Here is a 22,524-nt window from a genome sequence, read left to right on the forward strand (position 1 = left end):
TTTATTATTCCGCAGTCATGATTTTAGCAAGTTCAATTGGATCAATCGCTTTCTCGTCCCGGTAGACGCGCATGTTACCACCGGAAATTTCGTCGATTAAAATGATATTCCCCTCTTTATCACGTCCAAATTCGAGTTTAACATCATAAAGTTCAATATTTTTCTTAGCAAGTTCTTCTTTAATGATATCAGAAATATCAATCGTCAATTGCCTTAACGTCTCATAATCCCCGCCAGAAAGAATTCCAAGCGTGCTAAGTGCTTCCCTTCCGATTGGCGGGTCATTCCGTTGATCATCTTTCAGGGTAACTTCTACGAACGTTTCCAGCTCCTGTCCTTCTTCAGCGTATTTTCCGTAGCGGCGAAGGAAACTTCCGGCAGCCCGGTAACGGCAAATGACTTCCAAACCGTCACCGAAAGCGTCTGCTGGTATAACGGTCATCGTCGTTTTTTCTAAATCACTTGTAACATAGTGGGTTGGAATGTTTCTCTCTTTTAGTATTTCGAAAAATAATGTCGTAAGCTCGAGCCCTGCCCGACCAGCACCTTCCAGCGTCAATCCTACTGTATTAGCACCAGGATCGAACACACCGCCTTCACCTGTCACATCATCTTTAAATTTCAATAAATAATTTCCATCTTCACGTTCATAGACATCCTTTGTTTTTCCTTCATATACCAACTTCATTTTATCCCTCAATCCTTTGGGTGTATTATGCCTATTATTTTAGCATAGATACTTTCGCTTGGAAAAGGACATGGGCTCAAATACACTTTTACACAAGCAGACAAAGGGATATTTCCATATTTTCATGTATAATAGTAATAGAAAGTGTATTCAAAAAGGAGGATAAAAAGGACCGAGATCGGCTAAATAAGCAACGTCCTGTTGCAACGCCGACACTAGCACATCCTGTGCGTCGAAATTCGAGGCGGTGAAGCTCCCGGCACCGGAATGTACGTTATTAGGCACATGAGGATCGGAAAAGCGAGCCAACGAGCTTCCATAAGATGTGGTGAGTTCTACGTTGTCCACGGGACGTGGACGGTTTCAGTAGAACCTTCTCTTTCTCGAAGTGTCATTTTTACCGGACTTTTCAAACAATCATTTAGAAAGAAACGTGTACGGAGGTGATGAAATGGATGCATCTAAAATACTTGCGAAATTAGAAAATAGAACTCCCCGGGTTATGGGCGAACAACATTATAGACAATCTGCCGTACTTCTCCCTCTCACAACCATTCAGAATGAAACCCATGTTTTATTTGAAGTAAGGGCGATGCATATGCGCAGTCAACCCGGCGACATTTGTTTCCCCGGGGGAAGAATTGACCCGGAGGACCCTACCCCAAAGCATGCAGCAATTCGGGAAACAACGGAAGAATTGGGGGTCAGTGCGAAAGATATTGAAGGTCTGACTCCACTTGATTATATCGTGAATGACAGCGGCCGCATCATTTATCCCTTTGTAGGAACCTTACTTCAATCTGAAAGAATTGTTCCAAATGAAGCCGAGGTAGCCGAGGTATTCACCGTCCCGCTCAATTTCTTCCTAGAAACAGAGCCTGAAATTTATAAGGTTCACGTTCACGTCAAACCGGAAGATAATTTCCCATTCGATCGCATCGTCGGTGGTAAAGACTATAAATGGAGTGCAGGCCATATCAATGAACTATTTTATCAATATAACGGCAAAGTAATTTGGGGACTGACCGCAAGAATTCTCACCCACTTCCTGCAATTGATTAGAAGATAACTGGGACAATCAAAGGCGGATGTGCCCACACAGGTTAAGTACGCGACGTCCTCTTTTTACTTTATAGTTTTCTAGGTAACGTAAAAGGCATATACACTTCCTGCCCGAAGTGTATATGCCTTTCTTTATCCACGTCTAGCTCCAGCGCCCAGCAACTAGCAGATCTTTTGGTGGGACGCGGGATGTGCTAGTACAGGCGTTGCGAAGACGAATCGCGTACTTAGCCTGTAAGGGCGCTTCCGCCTTTGTTATATATTTACCCCTATTTTGTTTGAAACTTAACTTAATGAATTTCATAATACGTATTTAATGCTTCACCATCACCATATGTAGTTGAGTTGGTTCGTTCCCGACTACATATGGTGACGCAAAAGCCGACTTTGGTAATTATGAAATTCATTCAACTTTTTACTTTTTCCGTGACACGTTCTTTCATTGTTCCGTTTTGTATAAAGTTTGTATGCCAGGAAAATGCTTTCTCAAGGACATGCGGTGTCTGCCCCCCGCGTCCAAGTGCTTCCTGATAATAGGCCCAAAGCTGTTCCCGGTACATCGGGTGGGCACAGTTTTCAATAATTAACGGAACCCGTTCTCTCGGTGCCAAGCCGCGCAAGTCTACATATCCTTGCTCTGTCACAATAACATCTACATCATGTTCAGTATGGTCGACATGTGACACAAATGGCACGATGCTCGAGATGTCGCCATTCTTTGCGATGGACTTCGTAACGAAAATAGCCAGTCTAGCATTACGTGCAAAATCGCCCGATCCACCAATACCATTCATCATCTTCGTTCCGGTCACATGTGTGGAGTTAACGTTTCCATAAATATCTAACTCGAGTGCTGTATTAATAGAAATCAGACCAAGACGACGGATGAGTTCCGGCTGGTTGGAGATTTCCTGCGGCCGGATAACGAGCTTTTCCCGGTACTTTTCAAAGTCACCGAAGACATCTTTCATCTTCTCTTCAGACAGAGTCATGGAGCATGCGGATGCAAAATTGACTTTCCCCGCATCAATTAAGTCAAACACAGCATCCTGTAATACTTCCGAATAGACTTCAAGATTTTCAAATTCAGAGTCAAGCATGCCATGCAGCACTGCATTCGCAACCGTACCAATGCCAGATTGTAGCGGCATGAGCTTTTCTGTTAAGCGCCCTTCTTTCATTTCATCCCGTAAGAAACCAAGCAAGTGATCCGCAATTTGCTGTGTTTCATCATCCGGTGGTAAAATAGTCGATGGAGAGTCCATCTGCTCGGTGAAAACAATCCCTTTAATTTTATCTATATCTAACGGAATTCCAATTTCACCGAGACGATCGTCCACTTTTGTTAATGGAATCGGCTGTCTTTCCCCTTGCTTCCCAGGACTATACAAGTCATGGACCCCTTCCAGACTTTCCGGTTGTGCTGTATTGATTTCAATAATCAAATGTTCCGCCGCTTCGACAAAGGCCAGATTGTTCCCAACGGATGTACTTGGAATCAGTAATCCATCTTCTGTAATCGCTACCCCTTCAACAATGGCATAATCGATTCCAATAACTCCCGAACGAAGCAGTTCAGCCGTATGGGATAAGTGTTGATCCGCAAACAAATGATCCCCTGAATTAATTGTTTTGCGCATTGCTGGGTCCGCTTGGAATGGAACACGCTTGTTCACGACTCCTGCTTCTGCCAGCATCTTATCAATATCCGATCCGAGGGAGGCGCCTGTATATACATTTACTTTTATGTCCTCGCCATCATTCGCTCTCCCCACTAAGGCTCTTGGTACTGCTTTCGCATCGCCTGCCCGCGTAAAACCGCTCAAGCCTAGTGTCATGCCATCTTCTATCCATGATGCTGCAACATCTGCAGAAGTAACGCGATCATGAAGTTCAGCAAGATGTATGCGCTTTAATTTTTCCCGCATGAAAATTCCCCCATCTCTAACGTTCTCTTAATAATTATTTTACAAGAGAGTTGGGGGAAAAATGGATTAGCTGGATAGATTTCATATTTATTTGTTTAAGACAAGTCTAATTGTGAACAAAACATGAATTTTTTGCATTAGAATCCTAACAATTTTCGGAAATAACTAGAATAAGATTGACTTACCGGGATTTTTTCCCCGCCAACCATCGATAGTAATAATGTCGAATGTGTATCAGGGAAAATCTCTTCAATTTGATGCACATTTACGATGAAGGAACGATGACAGCGTACAAATGTATCCCGCGGCAATACGTATTCAAACTCTTGCAGCGTATTCTTATGTGTACCATAATCATGTTCTGCAATGACATGGGTCTTCCTGTCTTTCGCTTCTAAAAATTTCACTTCCTGAAAAGGGATTGGTTTCCAGCCATCTTCCGTCCGAACCGTTACGACAGACTTCCCGTCCGTGAATGCCGGGTAAATCGCCATCACACAGCCAGCGACTTCTCTATCTTCAAAGTAAGGCACTGCCATCCCGTGATAAGGTACACCAAACACGGAACGATCGATGAACTCGGATGATTTTTGTTTCGTTTGAATAGCTTGATAGGCAATCGTTCCTTCTTTAATTGGGTCCCCTGGATTTATCTTTAAATCTATTCTTTTGCTCCTGCGGTAATAAATATATTCTGTCGTATTCGAGACTGCAATGGATACTTCATCGGAAAAAAGCTCTCCCATGACATCCAATAGGGAGTCTAAGTTCAACATCTTCATGTTCCACCTCAACATTCATTCAAAGCTTTTAACTACATTATGCTTTCAGAAAACTTTCCGGCATAACAACCGCAACAACTTCTCCTTTAACAACACATTCCTCACTGGCAAATACTTCGGCACGAACTTTCCATTTCTTCGGATGGATCTCTTCCACCGTACCAATCACCGTCAATGGCACGTCCTGTGTGGTCGGCTTTAAAAAATCGAGATGGAGTGATGCTGTCACAAATCTTGGAGGTTCTGCCCCGTCCCCCGGTTCGTGACCATTTTTGCGGTGCAAAGCTAAAGCCGCTGAGCCTGTTCCATGACAATCGACAAGCGAAGCAAGCACACCACCATAAACAAAACCTGGTACCGCTTTATGCTCGTCTTTCGGTCGATAATCCGTCCTCGTTTTTTCCCCTTGCCAAAACGTTCGAAAATGATGTCCTGCTTCATTTAATCTGCCACATCCATAACACCAAGCAAATTCCTCTGCATATTCATCCTGGATAGCGATTTTTTCCTGCGTCATCTTTTCTCCCCCTGTATAATAAAGTGAAGCTTCAGTCAGTGGAGGTTTTTCTTCATCCCCCACTGCTTGTTAGTTGAACGAACCTTAAGTGTCAGCTCACGTTTCTTCCCACCTAAACTTTCTCGAAGACCCTAAAGTTTTGAAGTGGGAGTTTTACGGACGGTTACACCGGGGTAAACCGTTAACACATTAAAAACTACCTTTAGTATATCATATATCTGTTTGGATGCCCTTTCATCTGGTTTAAGGTTTCGAGGCCGTTAGTAGCGGAATTCTCCTAACTTTGGTAATCTATAAGGTGGGATAAAGAGTGATGCGAACAAACTTGAGGGGGTTATTTCATGAAGAGGCTAGTAATATTAGGCGGAGGTTATGGCGGAATCAAAGTGCTCTCCGGATTGCTAGAAAATCATCTTCCAGAAGATATAGAGATTACATTAATTGATCGGAATCCATTCCGTTCCTTAAAAACCGAGTTTTATACGATTGCAGCCGGGACGGTAGCAGATTCAGAAGTACGTGTAGAATTCCCGGAGGACAAGCGGGTTCAATATATTTTTAAAGAAGTTACAAAAATTGATACTGAGAATAACCAAATTATTTTCCAGGACCCGGAAGATACACTTCCCTTTGATTACCTAGTGATTGGACTAGGCTGTGAAGACAACTTCCACGGTGTCAAAGGAGCTACGGAATATACGGAAAGTGTCCAAACCTTTACAAAGGCAAGACATACGGGTGTAGCCGTTGGTAACTTAAGTGCTTACGGAAGGGTAACGATTGTCGGAGCAGGCTTGAGTGGGATTGAAGTTGCTTCTGAGATCCGGGAAAGCCGGCCAGATTTAAACATTCGTCTCCTCGACCGCGGACCGACTGTTTTAAAAGCATTTGATGAAAAAATTCAAAGTCATGTGGAACGATGGTTCATTGCCAATGATGTCGATGTCATCCACCACTCCAATGTTGAATATGTAGAAAAAGATGGTGTGTGTAATAATGGCGTCTGCTACTTGAACGATGTCACCATTTGGACTGCCGGAGTAAGACCGGTTTATCTGGTCCGGGAACTTCCATTTGACAAAGATGTTCATGAGAAAGTTATCATTAATGATTACTATCAAGTACCAGAGCAGCAAAATATTTTCGTACTCGGTGACTGTGCGTCTTCCGAGCTTTCACCGAGCGCTCAGCTTGCTGGAGTACAGGGAGAACAGCTTGCTGAAATCTTGTTTGCCCTATTACGCGGTAAGAATCCAAGGAAACCACGCCCAATCAAGTTAAGAGGTACACTCGGGTCACTCGGAAAGTCCGATGGTTTCGGTAACATGATGACGATGCCAATGACAGGACTCCTCCCGCGTTTGGCGAAGTCTGGAGTACTCTGGTTGAATAAACGACACTAATTGTTATTGTTAATGATTTCTTAAACAGACTTGATATTAACTTAATAATCTCACGCTATACTAAGGGTAAGACATACTTTCAGGAGTGAGATGATGCGCTTTATTTTCAAGCTTACCGTCAGTTTGATTGCCGCATTTTTTTGGTTTTTCTAATCCTCGAAATCAATTGAATAAATTTCACCATTACCAAAGTCGGCTTTCCCATCACCATATGTAGTTGGGAGCGAACCAACTCAACTACATATGGTGATGGTGATGCATTAAATACGTATTATGAAATTCATTAAATTGCTTGAATTTGTTTCATCCTTTTGCAAAAATGAAACAAAGCAAGAAATAAGAAAGGGGAAGGATTCATGAAAGTACTGTTAATTGGCGCAAATGGTCAAATCGGAAAACATATCATCCAGTTTGCAAAGGATGAAGCTGATATCTCTTTAACTGCAATGGTACGTAAAAATGAACAATTGGAAGAATTGAAAGCAGACGGCACCAATGCTGTACTCGCAGACTTGGAAGGTTCTGTTGCAGATTTACAGCATGTAATGAACGGTGTAGAGACGGTTATCTTTACTGCCGGATCTGGTGGCCATACAGGAGCAGATAAAACAATTCTCGTTGACCTTGATGGTGCAATTAAAGCAATCGAAGCAGCAGAACAGGCTGGTGTAGATCGCTTTATTATGATTAGCGCATTCCAAGCACAAAATCGAGAGTTTTGGGCGGAAAGTCCAATCAAGCACTATATGGCTGCAAAACATTATGCAGACCATTTCCTCTTGGAGAGTAAATTGAAGCATACGATTATCCGACCAGGCAAGCTTGAAAATAAAGCTGGCACTGGTAAAGTTCAAGCTGGAAATCTGCAGGAATATGGCGCAATTGCTAGAGAAGATGTTGCAAAAGCAGTGATTGCAAGCTTGAAGAATAAAAATACAGAAAATCAATCCTTCGACCTTGTTGCAGGTGAAGAGCCCGTTGAAGATGCGATAAAAAATGTATAAAGTGAAACTTCAATCAGTGGGGGTTTTACGGACGATTACACCGGAATAAACCTCCAAAGCATATCCGGTTTAAAAAACTGGCATTGAGATTTCCAGTAAGCATATCAAGTAAAAAACAAAGCCTCGTTCCATTACGGAACGAGGTTTTATTCTTAATATTCCTTTTCAATTGCCTTTGTACTTCTTACCGTATCAATCGGACGGACCATGTTTTCAATTTCTTCCCGTTTCGGTTCCAAGAATGGTGGCAGAGATAATTTTTCACCAAGGGTTTCATATGGTTCATCCCCCATGAATCCTGGTCCATCTGTTGCAAATTCAAAAAGAATCTGCGGTGCCACACGTGCATATAAAGAACCGAAGAAGAAGCGGTCAACAAAGCCGGACGTTTGGAAACCGAAACGATGCATCCGTTCTGTCCACTCATCAAGAACAGAGCGATCCTCGACCCGGAAGGCTACATGGTGAACCGTACCGAAACCTTGTCGGTGTGGCGGGAGTACGATATTTTTCTCTACAATAACTTGGGCACCATTACCGCCTTCACCAACTTCAAATAAATGTGCACCATCTTCCTCTGCAATTTCTTTAAAGAGCAAGACTTTTTCCAGCATTTCTTTAAAATAATCGAACTGTCTTATCCGAACGAAGATTGGTCCGAGACCAGTAATCGCATATTCTAACGGGACCGGGCCATTTTGCCATGGAATTCCAGATGCGATTCCCTGATTGTTTTCATCTGAAATAAGTTGGTAGTTCTGATCATCGAAGTCGACAAATGAAATTGTCTTCTTGCCGAATTGTTCTTTGATTCCAGTATGTTTCACTTCCAAGCGATCAAAGCGTTTTACCCAGTAATCAAGGGCTGCGTCACTTGGCACACGGAAAGATGTTTTATAAATCTCATCGGTTCCGTGCATTCCCTTTGGAATACCCGGGAAGTCAAAGAACGTCATGTCTGTTCCAGCGTTTCCTTCATCATCGGCGAAAAATAAATGATAGGTCTGAATATCGTCCTGGTTTACTGTTTTCTTCACAAGGCGCATTCCTAATACATACGTGAAAAATTCATAATTCTTCTCAGCACTGCTCGTAATTGCAGTTACATGGTGAATACCTTTTAAATGATTCATTCGTCACCCTCCATAAATTAAGGTTATATTAATTAAAGTATTTGTAATTCATTATATGTAAATGTTAACAGGAATACGTTGCATTGTCAACAATAAAATAACCCCCTTCTAAATGAAGAGGGTTATTTTACAGTCACACATCATCTCGGCCGCGTGGCGGAACTTCGTCGGCTTGTTCTCTGCGATATTCCGGTTCAAAATCATCGGCGAATTCTGTTCCAAATGTCGTTTGGTTCGTCGCTTGAACACCACGATTTACGTCACCGTCTGTCTCTGGGTCAAAGAAGAAACTCAGACAAATTAATCCGCTTAATCCGACGAGTCCATAAATCAGCCTGGAAAGCCCAGCGTTCTGTCCGCCAAAGATACTTGCAACCAGGTCAAATTGGAATAAAGCAATAAGTCCCCAGTTAATCGCCCCAATAATTACAAGTGCCAATGCAATTTTTCGCAACGTATGCATTGTTTACACCTCCTAAGATTGTTACAATCATAGCTTTACAAAAAACTTAAAAATTATGCATAAAAAAGACAGAAAGGAAATTTCCTTTCTGCCCGCTTATTCTGTCTTCACGAGGCGTGTTTGAATGATTTTCGCAAGCTCCATTGCAATCAGTGCGGTAAGGGAAAGTCCTAAACTAATCGCAAATTCCCCGAAACCGAAATCCGGCGGGATGTTGAAAATACCTCTTGCAAATGGCAAGGTTGTCATCCCATATAAAAGAAAGCCTATTACAACTGCGCCAAGTACATATTTATTTTGAAAGAACCCTGCACCAATCGCTGTCTGCGTATTCGACCGGGTCGCAAAGGTTTGTAACGTCCGGGAAAGAATGAGCGTTGAAAATGCCATCGCTACACCCATTTCTGTGGAATAACGGAGCCCGATATAAAAGGCAATGATGACAACAACTGCAATCAGAATCCCTCTCGTAATGACAGCTCGTAATGTCCCGCCTTCAAAGATGCCTTCGTCAAGCTTTCTCGGCTTCCGGTCCATAATGTTCGGTTCCGACTTTTCCATCCCAAGAGCAATTGCCGGCAGCGAATCATTTACCAAGTTGATAAATAAAAGCTGCAAGGCAGTGAACGGATTCGGCAAGTTAAAAATAACCGCGTAAAGAATGGCAATGATCGCTCCTAAGTTCCCCGCAAATAAATAACTGATTGCTTTTTTTATATTATCGTACACGGTACGGCCAACACCGACAGCACGGACGATGGAGACGAAATTATCATCGGTTAAAATCATGGCAGCGGAGTCTTTCGCAACATCTGTGCCGCTCCCCATGGCAACTCCAATATCTGCCTGTTTCAAAGCCGGTGCATCGTTCACACCGTCTCCCGTCATCGCGGAAATCTTGCCCTTCCGCTGCCAAGCTTTCACAATCCGAATTTTGTTTTCCGGTGAAACCCGGGCATAGACGGATATCTTATCTAACTTTTCATCAAGTTCCGCGTCACTCCAAGCATCCAATTCCTGCCCCGTAAGTGCAATATCCCCAATACGTGCTATTCCGATATCTTTTGCAATCGCTTGAGCCGTCGTTTTATGGTCTCCCGTGATCATTACCGTGCGAATCCCTGCGTTTGTCGCCTGGCGAATTGAGTCATAAACCTCTTCCCGAGGCGGATCAATCATCGCGGTAATTCCGACAAGCACAAAGTCATCTTCATCTTCTGCCGTTACCTTCACCATACCTTCAGGAAGTTTTTTATAACCATAGGCAAGTACGCGTAGGGCTTGGTTGGAAAACTCCTCATTCATTTCAGTGAACTTAGAAAGCAATTCTTCAGTTGCCGGAACTTCTTCTCCCGCTTGTAACACATAGCTTGCCCGATTCAGCATAATATCCGGGCCACCCTTTGTAAGCAAGAGGTTTTCACCTTGAATAGAATGGATGGTTGACATGAGCTTCCGATCCGAATCAAATGGCAGTTCTCCAAGACGCGGGAATTCCTCCCGAATCGCCTCATATCCTTTGTCATTGTCATTGACGAAATGGATAAGCGCTGTTTCCGTCGGGTCGCCAATTTCTTTTCCATCTTGATTCAATCCTGCATCATTACAGAGGGCAGCAACATAGTGCAGCATCTGCTTTGCTTTTCCAGCGGTCTTCTCTTCCTTGTCTAACACGAAGTAATCGGTGACCGTCATTTTATTCTGGGTTAATGTTCCAGTTTTATCCGTACAAATAACGCTCGCGCTGCCAAGCGTTTCAACGGCAGGAAGCTTACGAATAATCGCATGCTGCTTTGCCATCTTATTCGTACCGACAGATAAGACGATTGTCACTATTGATGATAAAGCCTCAGGGATTGCTGCAACGGCAATCGCAACAGAGAACATCAACGCATTGAGCAGTGCCGTTCCGGTAGCTACCTCTGAATCACCCAACCAAATTCGTAGCGCTTGTACGGCAAAGATTAAAATACAAAGAATTAAAATACCAAGACCAAGTTTCTTTGAAAATACTTCTAACTTTTGCTGGAGCGGGGTCTGTTTTGCCTCAGCGGTCGCAATCAAGTCGGCAATTTTACCAATTTCCGTCTGTTCAGCCGTACCTGTCACGATAAACATACCACGGCCATTGACGACGAGGGAACTACTATAAACAGCATTAAATCGATCACCGAGCGGAGCTTCTTCCGGTATCGTTTCCGTATTTTTCTCCACCGCTTCCGACTCTCCGGTAAGCATGCCTTCATTTATTTTAAGTGATTCACTTGAGATAATTCTTCCGTCAGCAGGAATATAATCCCCTGCTTCAAGCAGCACAATATCCCCTGGGACGAGCTCACGGGCTGGGATCAGCCTATTCGCCCCATCCCGCATCACTTTAGCTTCAGGAGCGGACATATCCCGTAATGCATCGAGCGAGCTTTCTGCTTTTTTTGTCTGAATCACACTAATCACAGAATTGATAATGAGCACGAGGAAAATAATGAGAGACTCCGCAATTTCTCCGAGTAAAATTTGGATTCCTGCTGCAGCAAGCAGGACGATGACCATTGGATCTTTGAAGCTTTCAAGAAATAATTTCCATGTCGGAACTTTTTCCTTGTCTGCTAATTCGTTATAACCAAACTTCTCTAACCGTTTCTCTACATCGCTTTGCTTTAAACCTTCTCTTACTGAATCGAGTTCTTCCAGTACTTCTATTATGTCTTGCTGGTAATATGCCATGGCGTATGTTCCTTTCTCCTGGAATGGATAAATGGTCTACTATAATAAATACCACATTTCGAGGATTCTATTCTTTTTCAACTCGGTGCAAACATCCGTAAAACTCCCACCTCAAATGCCCGTTATAACGGAATAACTTCCATTCAGAGTAATTATTCCAACCAGTTCAGTTGCCCGGCAATTAGAGAGCCCTCCTATGGAACAAACAAAAACCTACGCTGAATGAATGTAATCTGCGGATTTTCTTAAATTTTACAAAGATACACCCAGTTGCCTCATGCTGCTTAATGAATTTCATAATACGTATTTAATGCATCACCATCACCATATGTAGTTGAGTTGGTTCGTTCCCAACTACATATGGTGATGGGAAAGCCGACTTTGGTAATTATGAAATTCATTCGCTAATATTAAATTACAAAAATAACAAGACGAATAACGGTGCAAAGAAAGAGACGATGATTGCGCTGATGATCATTGCGATGGAACTTACCGACCCTTCCAGCGCATTTCTGTCCATACTCGCTGCTGTACCGATGGCATGCGAAGCACTTCCCATACCAATTCCTCTTCCTAGCGGACCCTGTAATTTAAAAAGTTTAAATATAAGCGGGCTAATAATCGATCCGGAAACCCCAGCAATGACAACGAATACTGCAGTCAACGACAGCGATCCTCCCAATGTTTCACCAATAGAGATAGCTACTGGAGTCGTAACCGATTTAGGTACAATTGCGAGAATCACTTCCCGGTCAAAGCCGAGCGCCTTAGCCATGAAAAGACCCGTAGTCACCCCTACAAAGGCACCTATCGTGACTCCTACAAGAATTGGCTTCACATATTCCTTCAACATGTCATAATGCTTATAAAGCGGCAATGCGAGCGCTACAACTGCTGGACCCATCAGAAATTCAATCCACTGACCGCCAATCATATATGTTTCGTAAGGGATATCAAGCAGAAATAAAAACAGAATTATTATAGCTGATACAGCGACGATTGGCTGTGTAAACGGCGATTGAATTTTTTTATGAATTGGAAGAATTAAGAGATAGATAGCGACGGTTGCAACAATTGCAATGATACCAATCATGATTTCATTCATTCTGCGTTTCCTTTCTGCGAGCCAGCTGTTCACTAACAGCTCCGCCTACCCCCATAACAAGCGCTGTACTGATTACTGTAATAATAAGAAGTAATAATCCTCTTCCTTTAAACAATTCAAGATATTCCATAAATCCAATTGTCACCGGAATAAAGAATAACGTGAGATGTCTTAATAAAAGTGAGGTCCCCTCCTCCAACCACTTCAATTTCATGATGCCCAGTTTTAACAGTAGAAATAAAAGGATCATACCAATGACACTGCCTGGTATGAATAAGTGAAAAATCTCCTGAAGAACATTCCCGATCAGGAGTAATGCATATAAGAAGAAAATATGAGTAATAATACGCAATACACCAGTCAACCTAAAAAGCACCTGCCTTCAACAAAACAAAATCTACCCCAAGTATAGCAGAAGTTTAAAGGTTTATTAATAAAGTGAAACTTCATTCAGTCGGGAAGTCCTTCCCCCGACTGAATGTTAGTTGAAGAGAATCAGGAACTTACGGACTGTTTAACCCTCACCTTCACATGTTTCGTTTCACTATGTTTAGAGGTGAGGAGATTACAGACCGTTAATGCGTGATAAAACGAGACCAGCAACAACGCAGCTGGTCTCGTTTTATTCATGTTTAGCCGAAACGGCCGGAAATATAATCTTCCGTACGGCTATCTTTTGGATTGGTAAAGATTTTATCTGTTTCATCAAACTCAACGACTTCTCCATTCAAGAAGAAAGCAGTCCTGTCAGAGATTCTCGCGGCTTGCTGCATGTTATGTGTGACAATAACGATGGAGTAATCCTCACGAAGCTCTTGAACAAGCTCCTCAATTCGAAGGGTTGATTTCGGGTCGAGTGCTGACGTCGGCTCATCCATCAGAATGACGCCAGGTTCAACCGCTAGACAACGGGCAATACAAAGACGCTGTTGCTGCCCGCCAGAAAGCCCGTACGCATTCTCATTCAAGCGGTCTTTCACCTCATCCCAGATGTATGCCCCGCGAAGGCTTTTCTCAACTATTTCATCTAAGATTTTCTTGTTTTTGATTCCATGGATTTTCGGCCCGTACGCAATGTTTTCATATATCGATTTGGGGAAAGGATTTGGTTTCTGGAAAACCATGCCTACCTGGGTCCTTAAATCTTCTACACGGAAATTCCGATCTAAAATATTTCTGTTTTTATACTTGATTTCACCGGTTGTGCGAACGCCTGGAACGAGTTCAACCATGCGATTGAGTGTCTTAATATATGTCGACTTCCCGCAACCGGAGGGCCCGATAACGGCAGTTACTTCTTTTTCTTTAATGGATAGATTAATATCTTTTAATGCATGCGTGTCTGTGTACCATAAATTCAACTGGTTTGTTTCAAATACGGCACGCTTGTCTTCCTGTTGATCAGAACTTTTGATGGCCTGATCATTTAATTTTACCTTTATTTTCTGGCTCATTATTTTCTCTCCTTAAAAAACATAACTTGAATCGATCCGTATCCTATTAATAAATGTCCTTTTACCAGACTTCTCGAACAAGCCCTAATAACGTTGTTGGAATTTATTCCGAATGAAAATAGCTACGGAATTGAGTAAGAATAACAGCACGAGCAGAACAATAATCGTTGCAGCTGCAAGATAAGCATATTCAGATACTAAGGATGCATCAAGTGTCCAGTAATAAATCTGCATCGGGAGTGCTGTGAATGTATCGAAGAAGCTGCCCGGGAACGGAATCAGTAATGCCGGAATCCCAATTACGGTAAGTGGTGCTGTCTCTCCGATTGCCCGTGACAATGCTAAAATTGAACCAGTCAGAATACCTGGTAAAGCTGCAGGCAAGATAATTTTCTTTACAGTTTGCCATTTCGTTGCCCCCATCCCATAGCTTGCTTCACTTAAAAACTGCGGAACGGCGCGAATCGCTTCCTGAGCTGCTACAATAACAATCGGCAATACTAAGAGTGATAAGGTTAAACCGCCTGCCAACACGACATTGCCAAACTCAAGTGCCCGGACGAAAATAGTTAACCCGAGTAGACCATAAACAATCGATGGTACACCAGCTAAGTTCGATATATTCGTTGCGATAAAGTTTTGAAAACGGCCAGGTTTCGCATAAAGTTCAAGATAGATAGCGGTCCCTACCCCTATGAATAAAGTAACTGGAATGACGACGAGCATGAGCCATGAGGTTCCAAGAATCGCTCCCAAAATTCCTGCACGATCTGGGTCTGTAGATAGTCTACCCGTAATAAAATCCCAATCCAGCCAAGCAATACCTTGGGAAAATACACGTATAAGCAATACTGCCAAGACTACCAAGCCAAATAAAGTAGATAGTAAAAAGATGAATTTCAGTATGGAATTATTGCGTATACGTGCTTTCATCCGTTTTTCTACAACTGCTTCATCAACATATTTCATAATCAATACTCCTCCCTGAATTTACGAGAGAGATATCTTGCAAGGATATTCATTAACAACGTAAATATGAATAATGTAGCTGCGACAGCATAAAGACTGTAATAAATCGTCGAACCTGCCGGAGCATCTCCTGAAGAAACTTCCACGATATAAGCGGTCATCGTCTGCATCGATTGCGTGATATCAAAGGTAAAATTCTTTGAGCTCCCACTTGCAATCGTAACAATCATCGTTTCCCCGATTGCCCGTGAAATACCGAGTACAAAGGATGAAATGATTCCAGACAGTGCTGCTGGGATGACAACTTTAAAGGTCGTCTCTAATTTTGTCGCACCTAAGGCGAATGCACCTTCCCGCATACTGTTTGGCACGGAGCTCATCGCATCTTCAGACAAGGAAGCAATCATCGGGATAATCATGACTCCCATTACAAGACCAGGACTCAGAATATTTGTCGCTCCAACCTCCGGAAAAATACTTCGGATGAGTGGCGTAACGAATGTGAATGCAAAGAAACCATACACAATCGTCGGAATCCCCGCAAGAATTTCAAGCAGAGGCTTTAACACCCGTCTTACCCGGTCAGATGCATATTCACTTAAATAAATCGCCGACATGATCCCAACTGGACCTGCTACAAGCATCGCAATAAAGGTTGAGATCAATGTACCATTAATTAAAGGCAGCACCCCGAATTCCGGATTTTGACTCATCGGTCTCAGTACGGTACCGGTAAAGAACTCCCAAATCGGCACTATTTTAAAGAATTCAATTGCTTCCGTAAATAAAGTTATAATAATTCCTACTGTTGTCAGAAGAGAGATCGATGCGATGAGGAGAAGAAAAGTTGGAATGAATTTTTCCGTAAAATTGGAGAGATTTTTCTTTTTTTTCTTTTCCGCAATCATTTCTCTTACATTCACAGCGTTTTTGTTTGTATCGCTGTTCCCCGCCATTTCCGTTTGACTCCTTCCCAAGCTTTAAAACTCACAACAAGATGAGAGCAATATTTTGCCCTCATCTTTATTGTTTACATGATGTTGATTATTTTATTTAAGAGCTTCTAATTCTTCAACTAATGTACTTGCTTCTTCTTCAGGAATTGGTGCAAATCCAGTTTCCCCAGCAAGATCTGAAGCAGTTTCCATAACATAGATTGCATAATCAAGTACTTGTGGTTTTTCCTTGGCATTATTCACGTTCAGGTAAGTAAATACCGGGCGTGTGAAATCTCCATAGTCGCCATCTTCCGCAATCGTGTCGAGGGATGGCTCAACTGGGCCATTTCCAAAATCAACATGAACTGCTTGTACTTGATCTTGGTTGTTTACATAGTAACCGAACCCGAAGAACCCGATGGAATTCACATCTTCAGAAATTAACGTTACGAGGGTTGAATACTCTTGTTGCAGGTTAACATCATCTCTTAAATCTTGTTCTTCTAAAATATTTTCATAGAAGAATTCGTACGTACCATGGTTTTCGTTCGGTCCGTATGTATTGATTGGCTCTTCTGGCCAGTCTGGGTTAATATCAGACCAGTTCGTATACTCACCTAAGAAAATATCGATAATTTGCTCTGGAGTGAGTTCCGTTGCCCAATCATTATCTGGATGGATAACAATTGTTAACCCATCAAGCGCTACTTTCAATTCTTTTACTTCAATACCAAGCTCATCTGCTGTTGCTTGCTCTTCTTCTTTAATCTCACGGGAAGCATCGTTAAAGTCTGTTCCGCCTTCCGCTAAGAATCGTTCGAAACCAGCACTTGTACCTGCACGGCTAACTTCGACAGATACGCCTTGCTGTTCGTTAAGCATATATTCTTCAGCAAGTCTAGACATTAATGGATAAACTGTTCCAGACCCGTCAATTTCTACACTACCTTCCAGTTCTTCAGATTCGCCTTCTTGCGCTTCCTCTGAACTGCCATTTGTTTCTTCTGTTTCTTCCGATGACTCTTCAGCTCCAGTGTCATCTCCGTTATCTTCTGTTCCTCCACATGCTGCAAGTACTGTGAGCAATGCTCCAATTAAAAGGAACATAAGAAATTTCTTGAGCTTCATACGACAATGTCCTCCCCAATAATAGATGATTTTATCTTGAGTGCTTTTCGCTCTCAAGTACTAGTATAGTGCCCCAATGTAAAGGAAGTATTATCCGAATGTAAAGCTTTTGTAAATTTGCAGGTCTTTTTTATTATATGCAGCTTTCTTCTATATCTATGCCTCCCTTTCTATCATTTCTTTTCGATTATAGAAATGAATGGATATTTAATAGAAAGGAAGATGATACAGATGAAAATTTATCTTGATGCCGGTCATGGTGGAAGTGATCCCGGTGCAGCCGGCAATGGGTTGCAGGAAAAGGAAGTTGTCCTTGATTTAGCAATCAGGATCAGGCGACTACTGTACAATTACCCGCAAGCTACCGTAAAGTTAAGCCGCACAACGGATGTAACGAAAAGTCTTCGCGCACGGACGAATGAAGCGAACAGCTGGGGCGCAGATATTTTCCTTTCCCTCCATTGTAATGCTTTTAACGGGCGTGCCCGGGGATATGAGGATTTTGTTTATAACAAATTGCCAAGAGGAGCGGCTACGAGAAGTTATCAAGTGACCCTTCATGAAAAAGTTCGGCGAGCAATCGGCATACCGAACCGTGGAATGAAACAAGCCAACTTTCATGTACTGCGCGAATCGAATATGCCGGCAATTTTAACAGAGAATGGATTTATCGATCATCCGGAAGATGCGAAATTGATGAAGCAAACGGCTTGGAGGGAAAAAGTCGCAGCTGCACACGTAGATGGATTAGTCGAGATTTTTAAATTGAAAAAAGCAGTTTCTCCGAGTAAAGGACGATACCAATTAATTGCCGGTTCCTTTGCAAAGCAATCAAATGCCAAAGCAAGACAAGTATTACTCACCACGAGACAAATCCCAGCGACTGTAAAGCAAGTCTCAGTTAACGGAAAAACGATGCACCGGGTCATCATAGGCGCCTATTCAAGTCGCATCATTGCGGAAAACAAACGTAAACAGATCTTACAATTGGGTATCGAAACATTCATCTTAAGAGACAACTAGACATCCAAGCAATATTCAATATAATCGCACGAAGAGAATACCGTCATAGCACTCCCACTAGAGTCAGATTCTTTGCCTTTTATATTCGTTTCTTATATTAATAAATTTCATAATACGTATTTAATGCTTCACCATCACCATATGTAGAGATTGTTATAATCGATGGAAATGGAAAAGTCGTTGAACATATTGTCGGCCAATGAGCAAATAATTGTTAGTAGAGAGAATCGGTGGTTTAATCGATTGAATACGTTAGGATAATCTAGGTTGCACATCCTATTCAAATAAAATCCGGACCGATCAGCTGATTGGTCCGGATTTATTTAACTCTAAGATGATTACATTTCATTCACGTTTAGTTCATCACCCATTTATCTTTACTAAATAGGATTCTGCTGATGATAAAAATAATGATGATACAAACAAGATTACTGCCAATCGTCATAAATATGTGCCCATAATTCACTACACCAAACAACAATTCCGTAAGAATCGCAAAGATATTTACAAATGGCAGGATAAAATGATTCATCGTAAACTCATTCACCCCAAGTCCGCCAATCATCATCGCAGGGAAAATGATTACCATCATAATCGGTGTACTATAACTCTGCGCTTCTTTTACCGTTTTACCAACAATACTTGTGATCATTAAGAGAGCACCAACGAAGAACGAATAGACTAGCGTCACAAGTGCGCCCATTCCAATGATCGCAACCATATTATCACCGAACGAAATTGCCGCTTTCAAGTGTTCCGTAAAGAAGGCTACCTCGATTGCCACGACTGTGAGCGTAATAACTCCAATAATGACACCCACAGAGGATATCGTTAAGTATTTTGCCATTAATAACGTAGAGCGATTGACTGGTGTCATAAGCAGTGCTTCCATCGTTTTCTTTTCTTTTTCACCCGCAAAGATATCTGCTGCTGATGGGCCTGCTCCAACCCCAATTGCAATCGATAGAATAAGGGGAATTAACAGCGCCAGCACCTGGATATTACTATCCTCTGCATTCGTTTCCCGTTGCTCCATTGCAACTGCCTGGGTGATGGATGGATCGATATTCGCTTGCTGCAATCTTTCTGCGACAACAATCTGTTCATATTCCGCAAGCTTGCTAGTTACAATGTAAATAAGGTTAGAAGACTTTTGACTAAATGTATCGCCGATCAGCTCCACATTACCGGCTTCTCCCGCTTGAACTTCCGCATCAAAGTTATCCGCAAATACAATTGCCGCTTGGACGTCTCCATCAATAAATGCCTGTTCTGGATTTTCCGTACGTAAGAGTTCCACATTATCCATTGTCCCAAGTATCGTTTCCTGTCCGGTTGACAACTCTTCTTCCACAGCCAGTGTATATGTTTCATCTTCGCCGTCACTAATCAAACTTTCATAGAAAAAAGTCAGTGCCGACATCATCAAAATCGGTAATAACACGGTTAATAACAATGTCCGTTTATCACGGAAGGAATCGATCATTTCTTTTTTATATATTTTAAATAGCATAGCCATCTGTCCCCCTCACTAATTTACTCATAAAGATATAGTTTAAATCACGACTGTTTTCTTCTTCATATAAAGCCTCTTTCTCCCCGTGATAAACAAGCTCACCTTTATGGATCATCGCGACATGATCACAGAGCAGATCGACTTCTTCCATAATGTGACTCGAGAAGATAATGGTTTTTCTTTGTGTTTTCAGTTCTTGAACGAGCTGGCGGAATACGTTGGAAGCGGTGATATCAAGCCCTGTTGTCGGTTCGTCGAATAGAATAATTTCCGGGTCATGAATGATAGCTCGGGCGATCGCCACTTTCTGGCGCATCCCTTTAGAAAAACCGTCCACTTTCCGGTCAAGAAAATCGCGCATACCGAACATTTTCGCGAGCTCATCAATCCGCACCTTCGTCTCATGCTTGCTCAAGTGATAGAGTGTTGCAAAGTATTCGAGGTTTTCTCTAGCGGTCATGCGGTTATAGAGCCCTGTCTCACCGCCAAATAAGACGCCCATCCGCTTTTTAATTTCATCTGGCTTTTTCACCGTGTCATAGCCTTTTACCAGAACTTCCCCTTCAGTCGGTGTAAGCAATGTTGCAATCGAGCGGAGAAGCGTCGTCTTCCCAGCTCCGTTTTCCCCTAACAGACCAACAATTTCCCCCTCCTGAACTGTAAAGGACACATGATTTAAAGCAGTTACTGATGTTTTCTTATCTTGAAATCGTTTCGTCACGTTTTGAATTTCAATCATTTCGTTCCCATCCCTCTTTTGATTTGTTACATTCATTGTAAGCAAAACCATCGCTTCTTTCACCGGACATGTCGCGAATCGTCCCTTTGATGTCGTGAAAATGCCCTATTCACGCTTCGAGATGGTATAATGAAGAAAAACGATTGCGTCAAAAACAATAGAAAGTACAGGTGTTGCACGTATGCTGAAGGTTGGAATTGTTGATGACCGTCAGATTGATTTAGATAAAGTGGTTGGGATTGTTTCACAGATTGATAATGTGGAGATCGTCTTCGCCACCACATCCGCAGAAGAAGCGTATAAACGGATTAAAGATGAGGAAATCATGCTGCTCGTCGCCGATATTGAAATGCCCCATCTTTCCGGCTATGAGCTCGCAGATATTATTCATTCCCATGCGCTTCATATTGAGGTTATTTTTGTAACAGCAAACAGCGGGTATGCGGTTCATGCCTTTGAAATCAATGTACATGACTATATTATGAAGCCCTATACGAAAGACCGGCTCAAGACATCGATTAAGCGGGTAATGGAGAGGTCTCGGCAAGCGGAAATTACGGGAAGACTTTATATTAAGCAGAAGAACAACATTCATATCATCCAAAAGAAAGATATTATTTTCATTGAACGAACAGGCAGGTCTTCTACGATTTTCACAAAAAATGGAACCATTAAGACGTACCAAACGTTAAAAGAGTTGGAGGGTGAGCTGAGGGAAAGGGATTTTCTTCGCTCCCACCGTTCCTTTATCATTAACATCCACTATATTCAAAACTTTGAACTATACGCCAAAAATTCATTCGTCGTAAACTTTGACGGATTAGATGAAACAGCAATGATTACAAAAGACATGGTCGACTACTTACAGGAAAATTACTTTTAGAACGGGACAATCCCTCTGCTCCATTGGGACATGGGGTCAGTGCAGTTGTCCCGGCTGAGAGGGGGTTGAGTTATGAAGCGTGTGTATTTTTATTGGGTAAGTATTGCCTCGCTCGCTGTTATTCATATTGAATTTGCAGGACGAGCTTTACCTTTTGATTTACCTTTTTTCGTCTCGATTTTTTTAGCTTTCCTACTTATTTTTCTATTACAGAGGAAACTCATGGTACACATAGATGCACTTGGAACAAAGGAAAATCTCAGATTATACAGCATCCAGCTCCTGCTTCTCATCATTTACGTATTAACTGAACCTGGTCTGATTTCGCTTATTCCGCTTCTCACTTTTATCCTGTTGGAAGCGAACCGGCATATCATCAGTCATAAGCTACATAATAACCGCCAACTTATCCAGGCACACAAAAGAGAAATGGAGCAAATGAATGACACCTTTCTCATTGTCCGCAAAGAAAGACATGACTTTTTAAAACATATATCCAGCTTGCATTATATGCTCGAAAATAATAACCATAAAGAAGCAACAACGTATTTAAATGAGCTAGTAGAAGGATATAAGGAAACAAACCTGTCTATTCAAGGAGAACGCGGAACAGTAGCGGGTGTCCTGCATCACAGTTACCGGCAAGGACAGGAAGAAGGGATCGAAGTGATATATGATCTCGAAGCAGCGATTTCCGGCTTACCACTTTCTGATCGTGATTTAACAGCCTTAATCGGGAATATACTAGATAATGCACTGGAGGCGAGTGCCGAATGGCAAAGAGAGAACGGAAAAAAACCGCAGATTATCTTACAGTCCTTCAAGCGCAGCGGTCTTTTTATGCTAACTTGCAAAAACTGCACCCGTCCCTTGCCGAATGATGTGCTCGATCATTTATTTACGAAACGGTCACAATCAACAAAATCAGGAAATCATGAAGGACTGGGAACACAGATTATTGCACATATTGTCGAAAAACATGCTGGCTATCTTGATTTCGTTTATAAAAATCAAATCTTTACATTACAAATTAAGCTGCCTGCCATCTTAAAATAAGTTGACATG

The 22,524-nt window shown here is 42.1% G+C and carries 21 protein-coding genes; 6 read left to right on the top strand and 15 right to left on the bottom strand.

The annotated features are described in order from the left end of the window. Positions 1-4: 4 nt before the first annotated feature. Complete coding sequence (locus LZD48_RS10415; protein ID WP_235762685.1) at positions 5-688, bottom strand: phosphoribosylaminoimidazolesuccinocarboxamide synthase; 684 nt, start codon at positions 686-688, stop codon at positions 5-7. A gap of 451 nt (positions 689-1,139) precedes the next feature. On the opposite strand from LZD48_RS10415, the gene LZD48_RS10420 reads away from it, so the two are divergent. Next, positions 1,140-1,757: an NUDIX hydrolase gene (locus LZD48_RS10420; protein ID WP_235762686.1), complete on the top strand. Its 618-nt coding sequence runs from the start codon at positions 1,140-1,142 to the stop codon at positions 1,755-1,757. Between the two features lie 400 nt (positions 1,758-2,157). On the opposite strand, the gene scpC is transcribed toward LZD48_RS10420, so the two are convergent. From scpC to LZD48_RS10435, 3 genes are all read right to left on the bottom strand, one after another. Beyond that, a complete protein-coding gene (scpC, locus tag LZD48_RS10425; protein ID WP_235762687.1) occupies positions 2,158-3,678 on the bottom strand; it encodes a succinyl-CoA:acetate CoA-transferase ScpC in 1,521 nt (506 codons plus the stop codon). Positions 3,679-3,815: 137 nt separating this feature from the next. Then, positions 3,816-4,460, bottom strand: coding sequence for a LytTR family DNA-binding domain-containing protein (locus tag LZD48_RS10430; RefSeq protein WP_235762688.1), 645 nt, complete (start codon positions 4,458-4,460; stop codon positions 3,816-3,818). A 37-nt stretch (positions 4,461-4,497) separates the two neighbouring features. Continuing rightward, on the bottom strand, positions 4,498-4,977 hold the full coding sequence (locus LZD48_RS10435) for a PaaI family thioesterase (RefSeq protein WP_235762689.1): 480 nt from the start codon (positions 4,975-4,977) through the stop codon (positions 4,498-4,500). Positions 4,978-5,318: 341 nt separating this feature from the next. Here LZD48_RS10435 and LZD48_RS10440 point away from each other — a divergent pair, with 341 nt between their 5' ends. Next, positions 5,319-6,380 carry an NAD(P)/FAD-dependent oxidoreductase gene (locus LZD48_RS10440; RefSeq protein ID WP_235762690.1) on the top strand — a complete coding sequence of 354 codons (1,062 nt, stop codon included), beginning with the start codon at positions 5,319-5,321 and terminating at the stop codon, positions 6,378-6,380. Between the two features lie 356 nt (positions 6,381-6,736). Further along, positions 6,737-7,384 (top strand): SDR family oxidoreductase, encoded by a 648-nt coding sequence (locus LZD48_RS10445; RefSeq protein WP_235762691.1) that lies wholly within the window; start codon positions 6,737-6,739, stop codon positions 7,382-7,384. A gap of 152 nt (positions 7,385-7,536) precedes the next feature. Here the strand turns inward: LZD48_RS10445 and LZD48_RS10450 are convergent, their stop codons facing one another. From LZD48_RS10450 to LZD48_RS10490, 9 genes are all read right to left on the bottom strand, one after another. After that, complete coding sequence (locus LZD48_RS10450) at positions 7,537-8,517, bottom strand: ring-cleaving dioxygenase (protein WP_235762692.1); 981 nt, start codon at positions 8,515-8,517, stop codon at positions 7,537-7,539. A 133-nt stretch (positions 8,518-8,650) separates the two neighbouring features. After that, positions 8,651-8,980, bottom strand: a complete 330-nt coding sequence (locus LZD48_RS10455; protein WP_235762693.1) for a DUF378 domain-containing protein — start codon at positions 8,978-8,980, stop codon at positions 8,651-8,653. A 96-nt stretch (positions 8,981-9,076) separates the two neighbouring features. Next, positions 9,077-11,704, bottom strand: coding sequence for a cation-translocating P-type ATPase (locus LZD48_RS10460; RefSeq protein ID WP_235762694.1), 2,628 nt, complete (start codon positions 11,702-11,704; stop codon positions 9,077-9,079). Between the two features lie 415 nt (positions 11,705-12,119). Then, on the bottom strand, positions 12,120-12,809 hold the full coding sequence (locus LZD48_RS10465) for an LrgB family protein (protein WP_235762695.1): 690 nt from the start codon (positions 12,807-12,809) through the stop codon (positions 12,120-12,122). Then, a complete protein-coding gene (locus LZD48_RS10470; protein WP_235762696.1) occupies positions 12,802-13,173 on the bottom strand; it encodes a CidA/LrgA family protein in 372 nt (123 codons plus the stop codon). The genes LZD48_RS10465 and LZD48_RS10470 overlap by 8 nt, the downstream gene beginning before the upstream one ends. Positions 13,174-13,441: 268 nt before the next feature. Further along, the gene (gene pstB / locus LZD48_RS10475; protein ID WP_255770992.1) at positions 13,442-14,263 is read right to left on the bottom strand and encodes a phosphate ABC transporter ATP-binding protein PstB; all 822 of its coding nucleotides are present in this window, start codon (positions 14,261-14,263) and stop codon (positions 13,442-13,444) included. 84 nt (positions 14,264-14,347) lie between these two features. Continuing rightward, positions 14,348-15,232 (bottom strand): phosphate ABC transporter permease PstA, encoded by an 885-nt coding sequence (gene pstA / locus LZD48_RS10480; RefSeq protein ID WP_235762697.1) that lies wholly within the window; start codon positions 15,230-15,232, stop codon positions 14,348-14,350. A 2-nt stretch (positions 15,233-15,234) separates the two neighbouring features. Further along, positions 15,235-16,188 (bottom strand): phosphate ABC transporter permease subunit PstC, encoded by a 954-nt coding sequence (gene pstC / locus LZD48_RS10485; RefSeq protein ID WP_235762698.1) that lies wholly within the window; start codon positions 16,186-16,188, stop codon positions 15,235-15,237. A 93-nt stretch (positions 16,189-16,281) separates the two neighbouring features. After that, positions 16,282-17,298, bottom strand: a complete 1,017-nt coding sequence (locus LZD48_RS10490) for a PstS family phosphate ABC transporter substrate-binding protein (protein ID WP_235762699.1) — start codon at positions 17,296-17,298, stop codon at positions 16,282-16,284. A 231-nt stretch (positions 17,299-17,529) separates the two neighbouring features. On the opposite strand from LZD48_RS10490, the gene LZD48_RS10495 reads away from it, so the two are divergent. Next, positions 17,530-18,321, top strand: coding sequence for an N-acetylmuramoyl-L-alanine amidase (locus tag LZD48_RS10495; protein ID WP_235762700.1), 792 nt, complete (start codon positions 17,530-17,532; stop codon positions 18,319-18,321). A gap of 355 nt (positions 18,322-18,676) precedes the next feature. On the opposite strand, the gene LZD48_RS10500 is transcribed toward LZD48_RS10495, so the two are convergent. Together LZD48_RS10500 and LZD48_RS10505 are read right to left on the bottom strand one after the other, a co-directional pair. Beyond that, positions 18,677-19,834, bottom strand: coding sequence for an ABC transporter permease (locus LZD48_RS10500; RefSeq protein ID WP_235762701.1), 1,158 nt, complete (start codon positions 19,832-19,834; stop codon positions 18,677-18,679). Beyond that, positions 19,824-20,576 carry an ABC transporter ATP-binding protein gene (locus LZD48_RS10505; protein ID WP_235762702.1) on the bottom strand — a complete coding sequence of 251 codons (753 nt, stop codon included), beginning with the start codon at positions 20,574-20,576 and terminating at the stop codon, positions 19,824-19,826. Before LZD48_RS10505 ends, LZD48_RS10500 begins: the two co-directional genes overlap by 11 nt. A 181-nt stretch (positions 20,577-20,757) precedes the next feature. Between LZD48_RS10505 and LZD48_RS10510 the strand changes: the two genes are divergently transcribed. Then, on the top strand, positions 20,758-21,459 hold the full coding sequence (locus LZD48_RS10510) for a LytR/AlgR family response regulator transcription factor (protein WP_235762703.1): 702 nt from the start codon (positions 20,758-20,760) through the stop codon (positions 21,457-21,459). Between the two features lie 72 nt (positions 21,460-21,531). Next, on the top strand, positions 21,532-22,515 hold the full coding sequence (locus LZD48_RS10515) for a sensor histidine kinase (protein ID WP_235762704.1): 984 nt from the start codon (positions 21,532-21,534) through the stop codon (positions 22,513-22,515). Positions 22,516-22,524 lie beyond the last annotated feature (9 nt).

Origin of the sequence: Oceanobacillus alkalisoli, assembly GCF_021556485.1 — a bacterium.
Lineage (GTDB): Bacteria > Bacillota > Bacilli > Bacillales > Amphibacillaceae > Oceanobacillus > Oceanobacillus alkalisoli.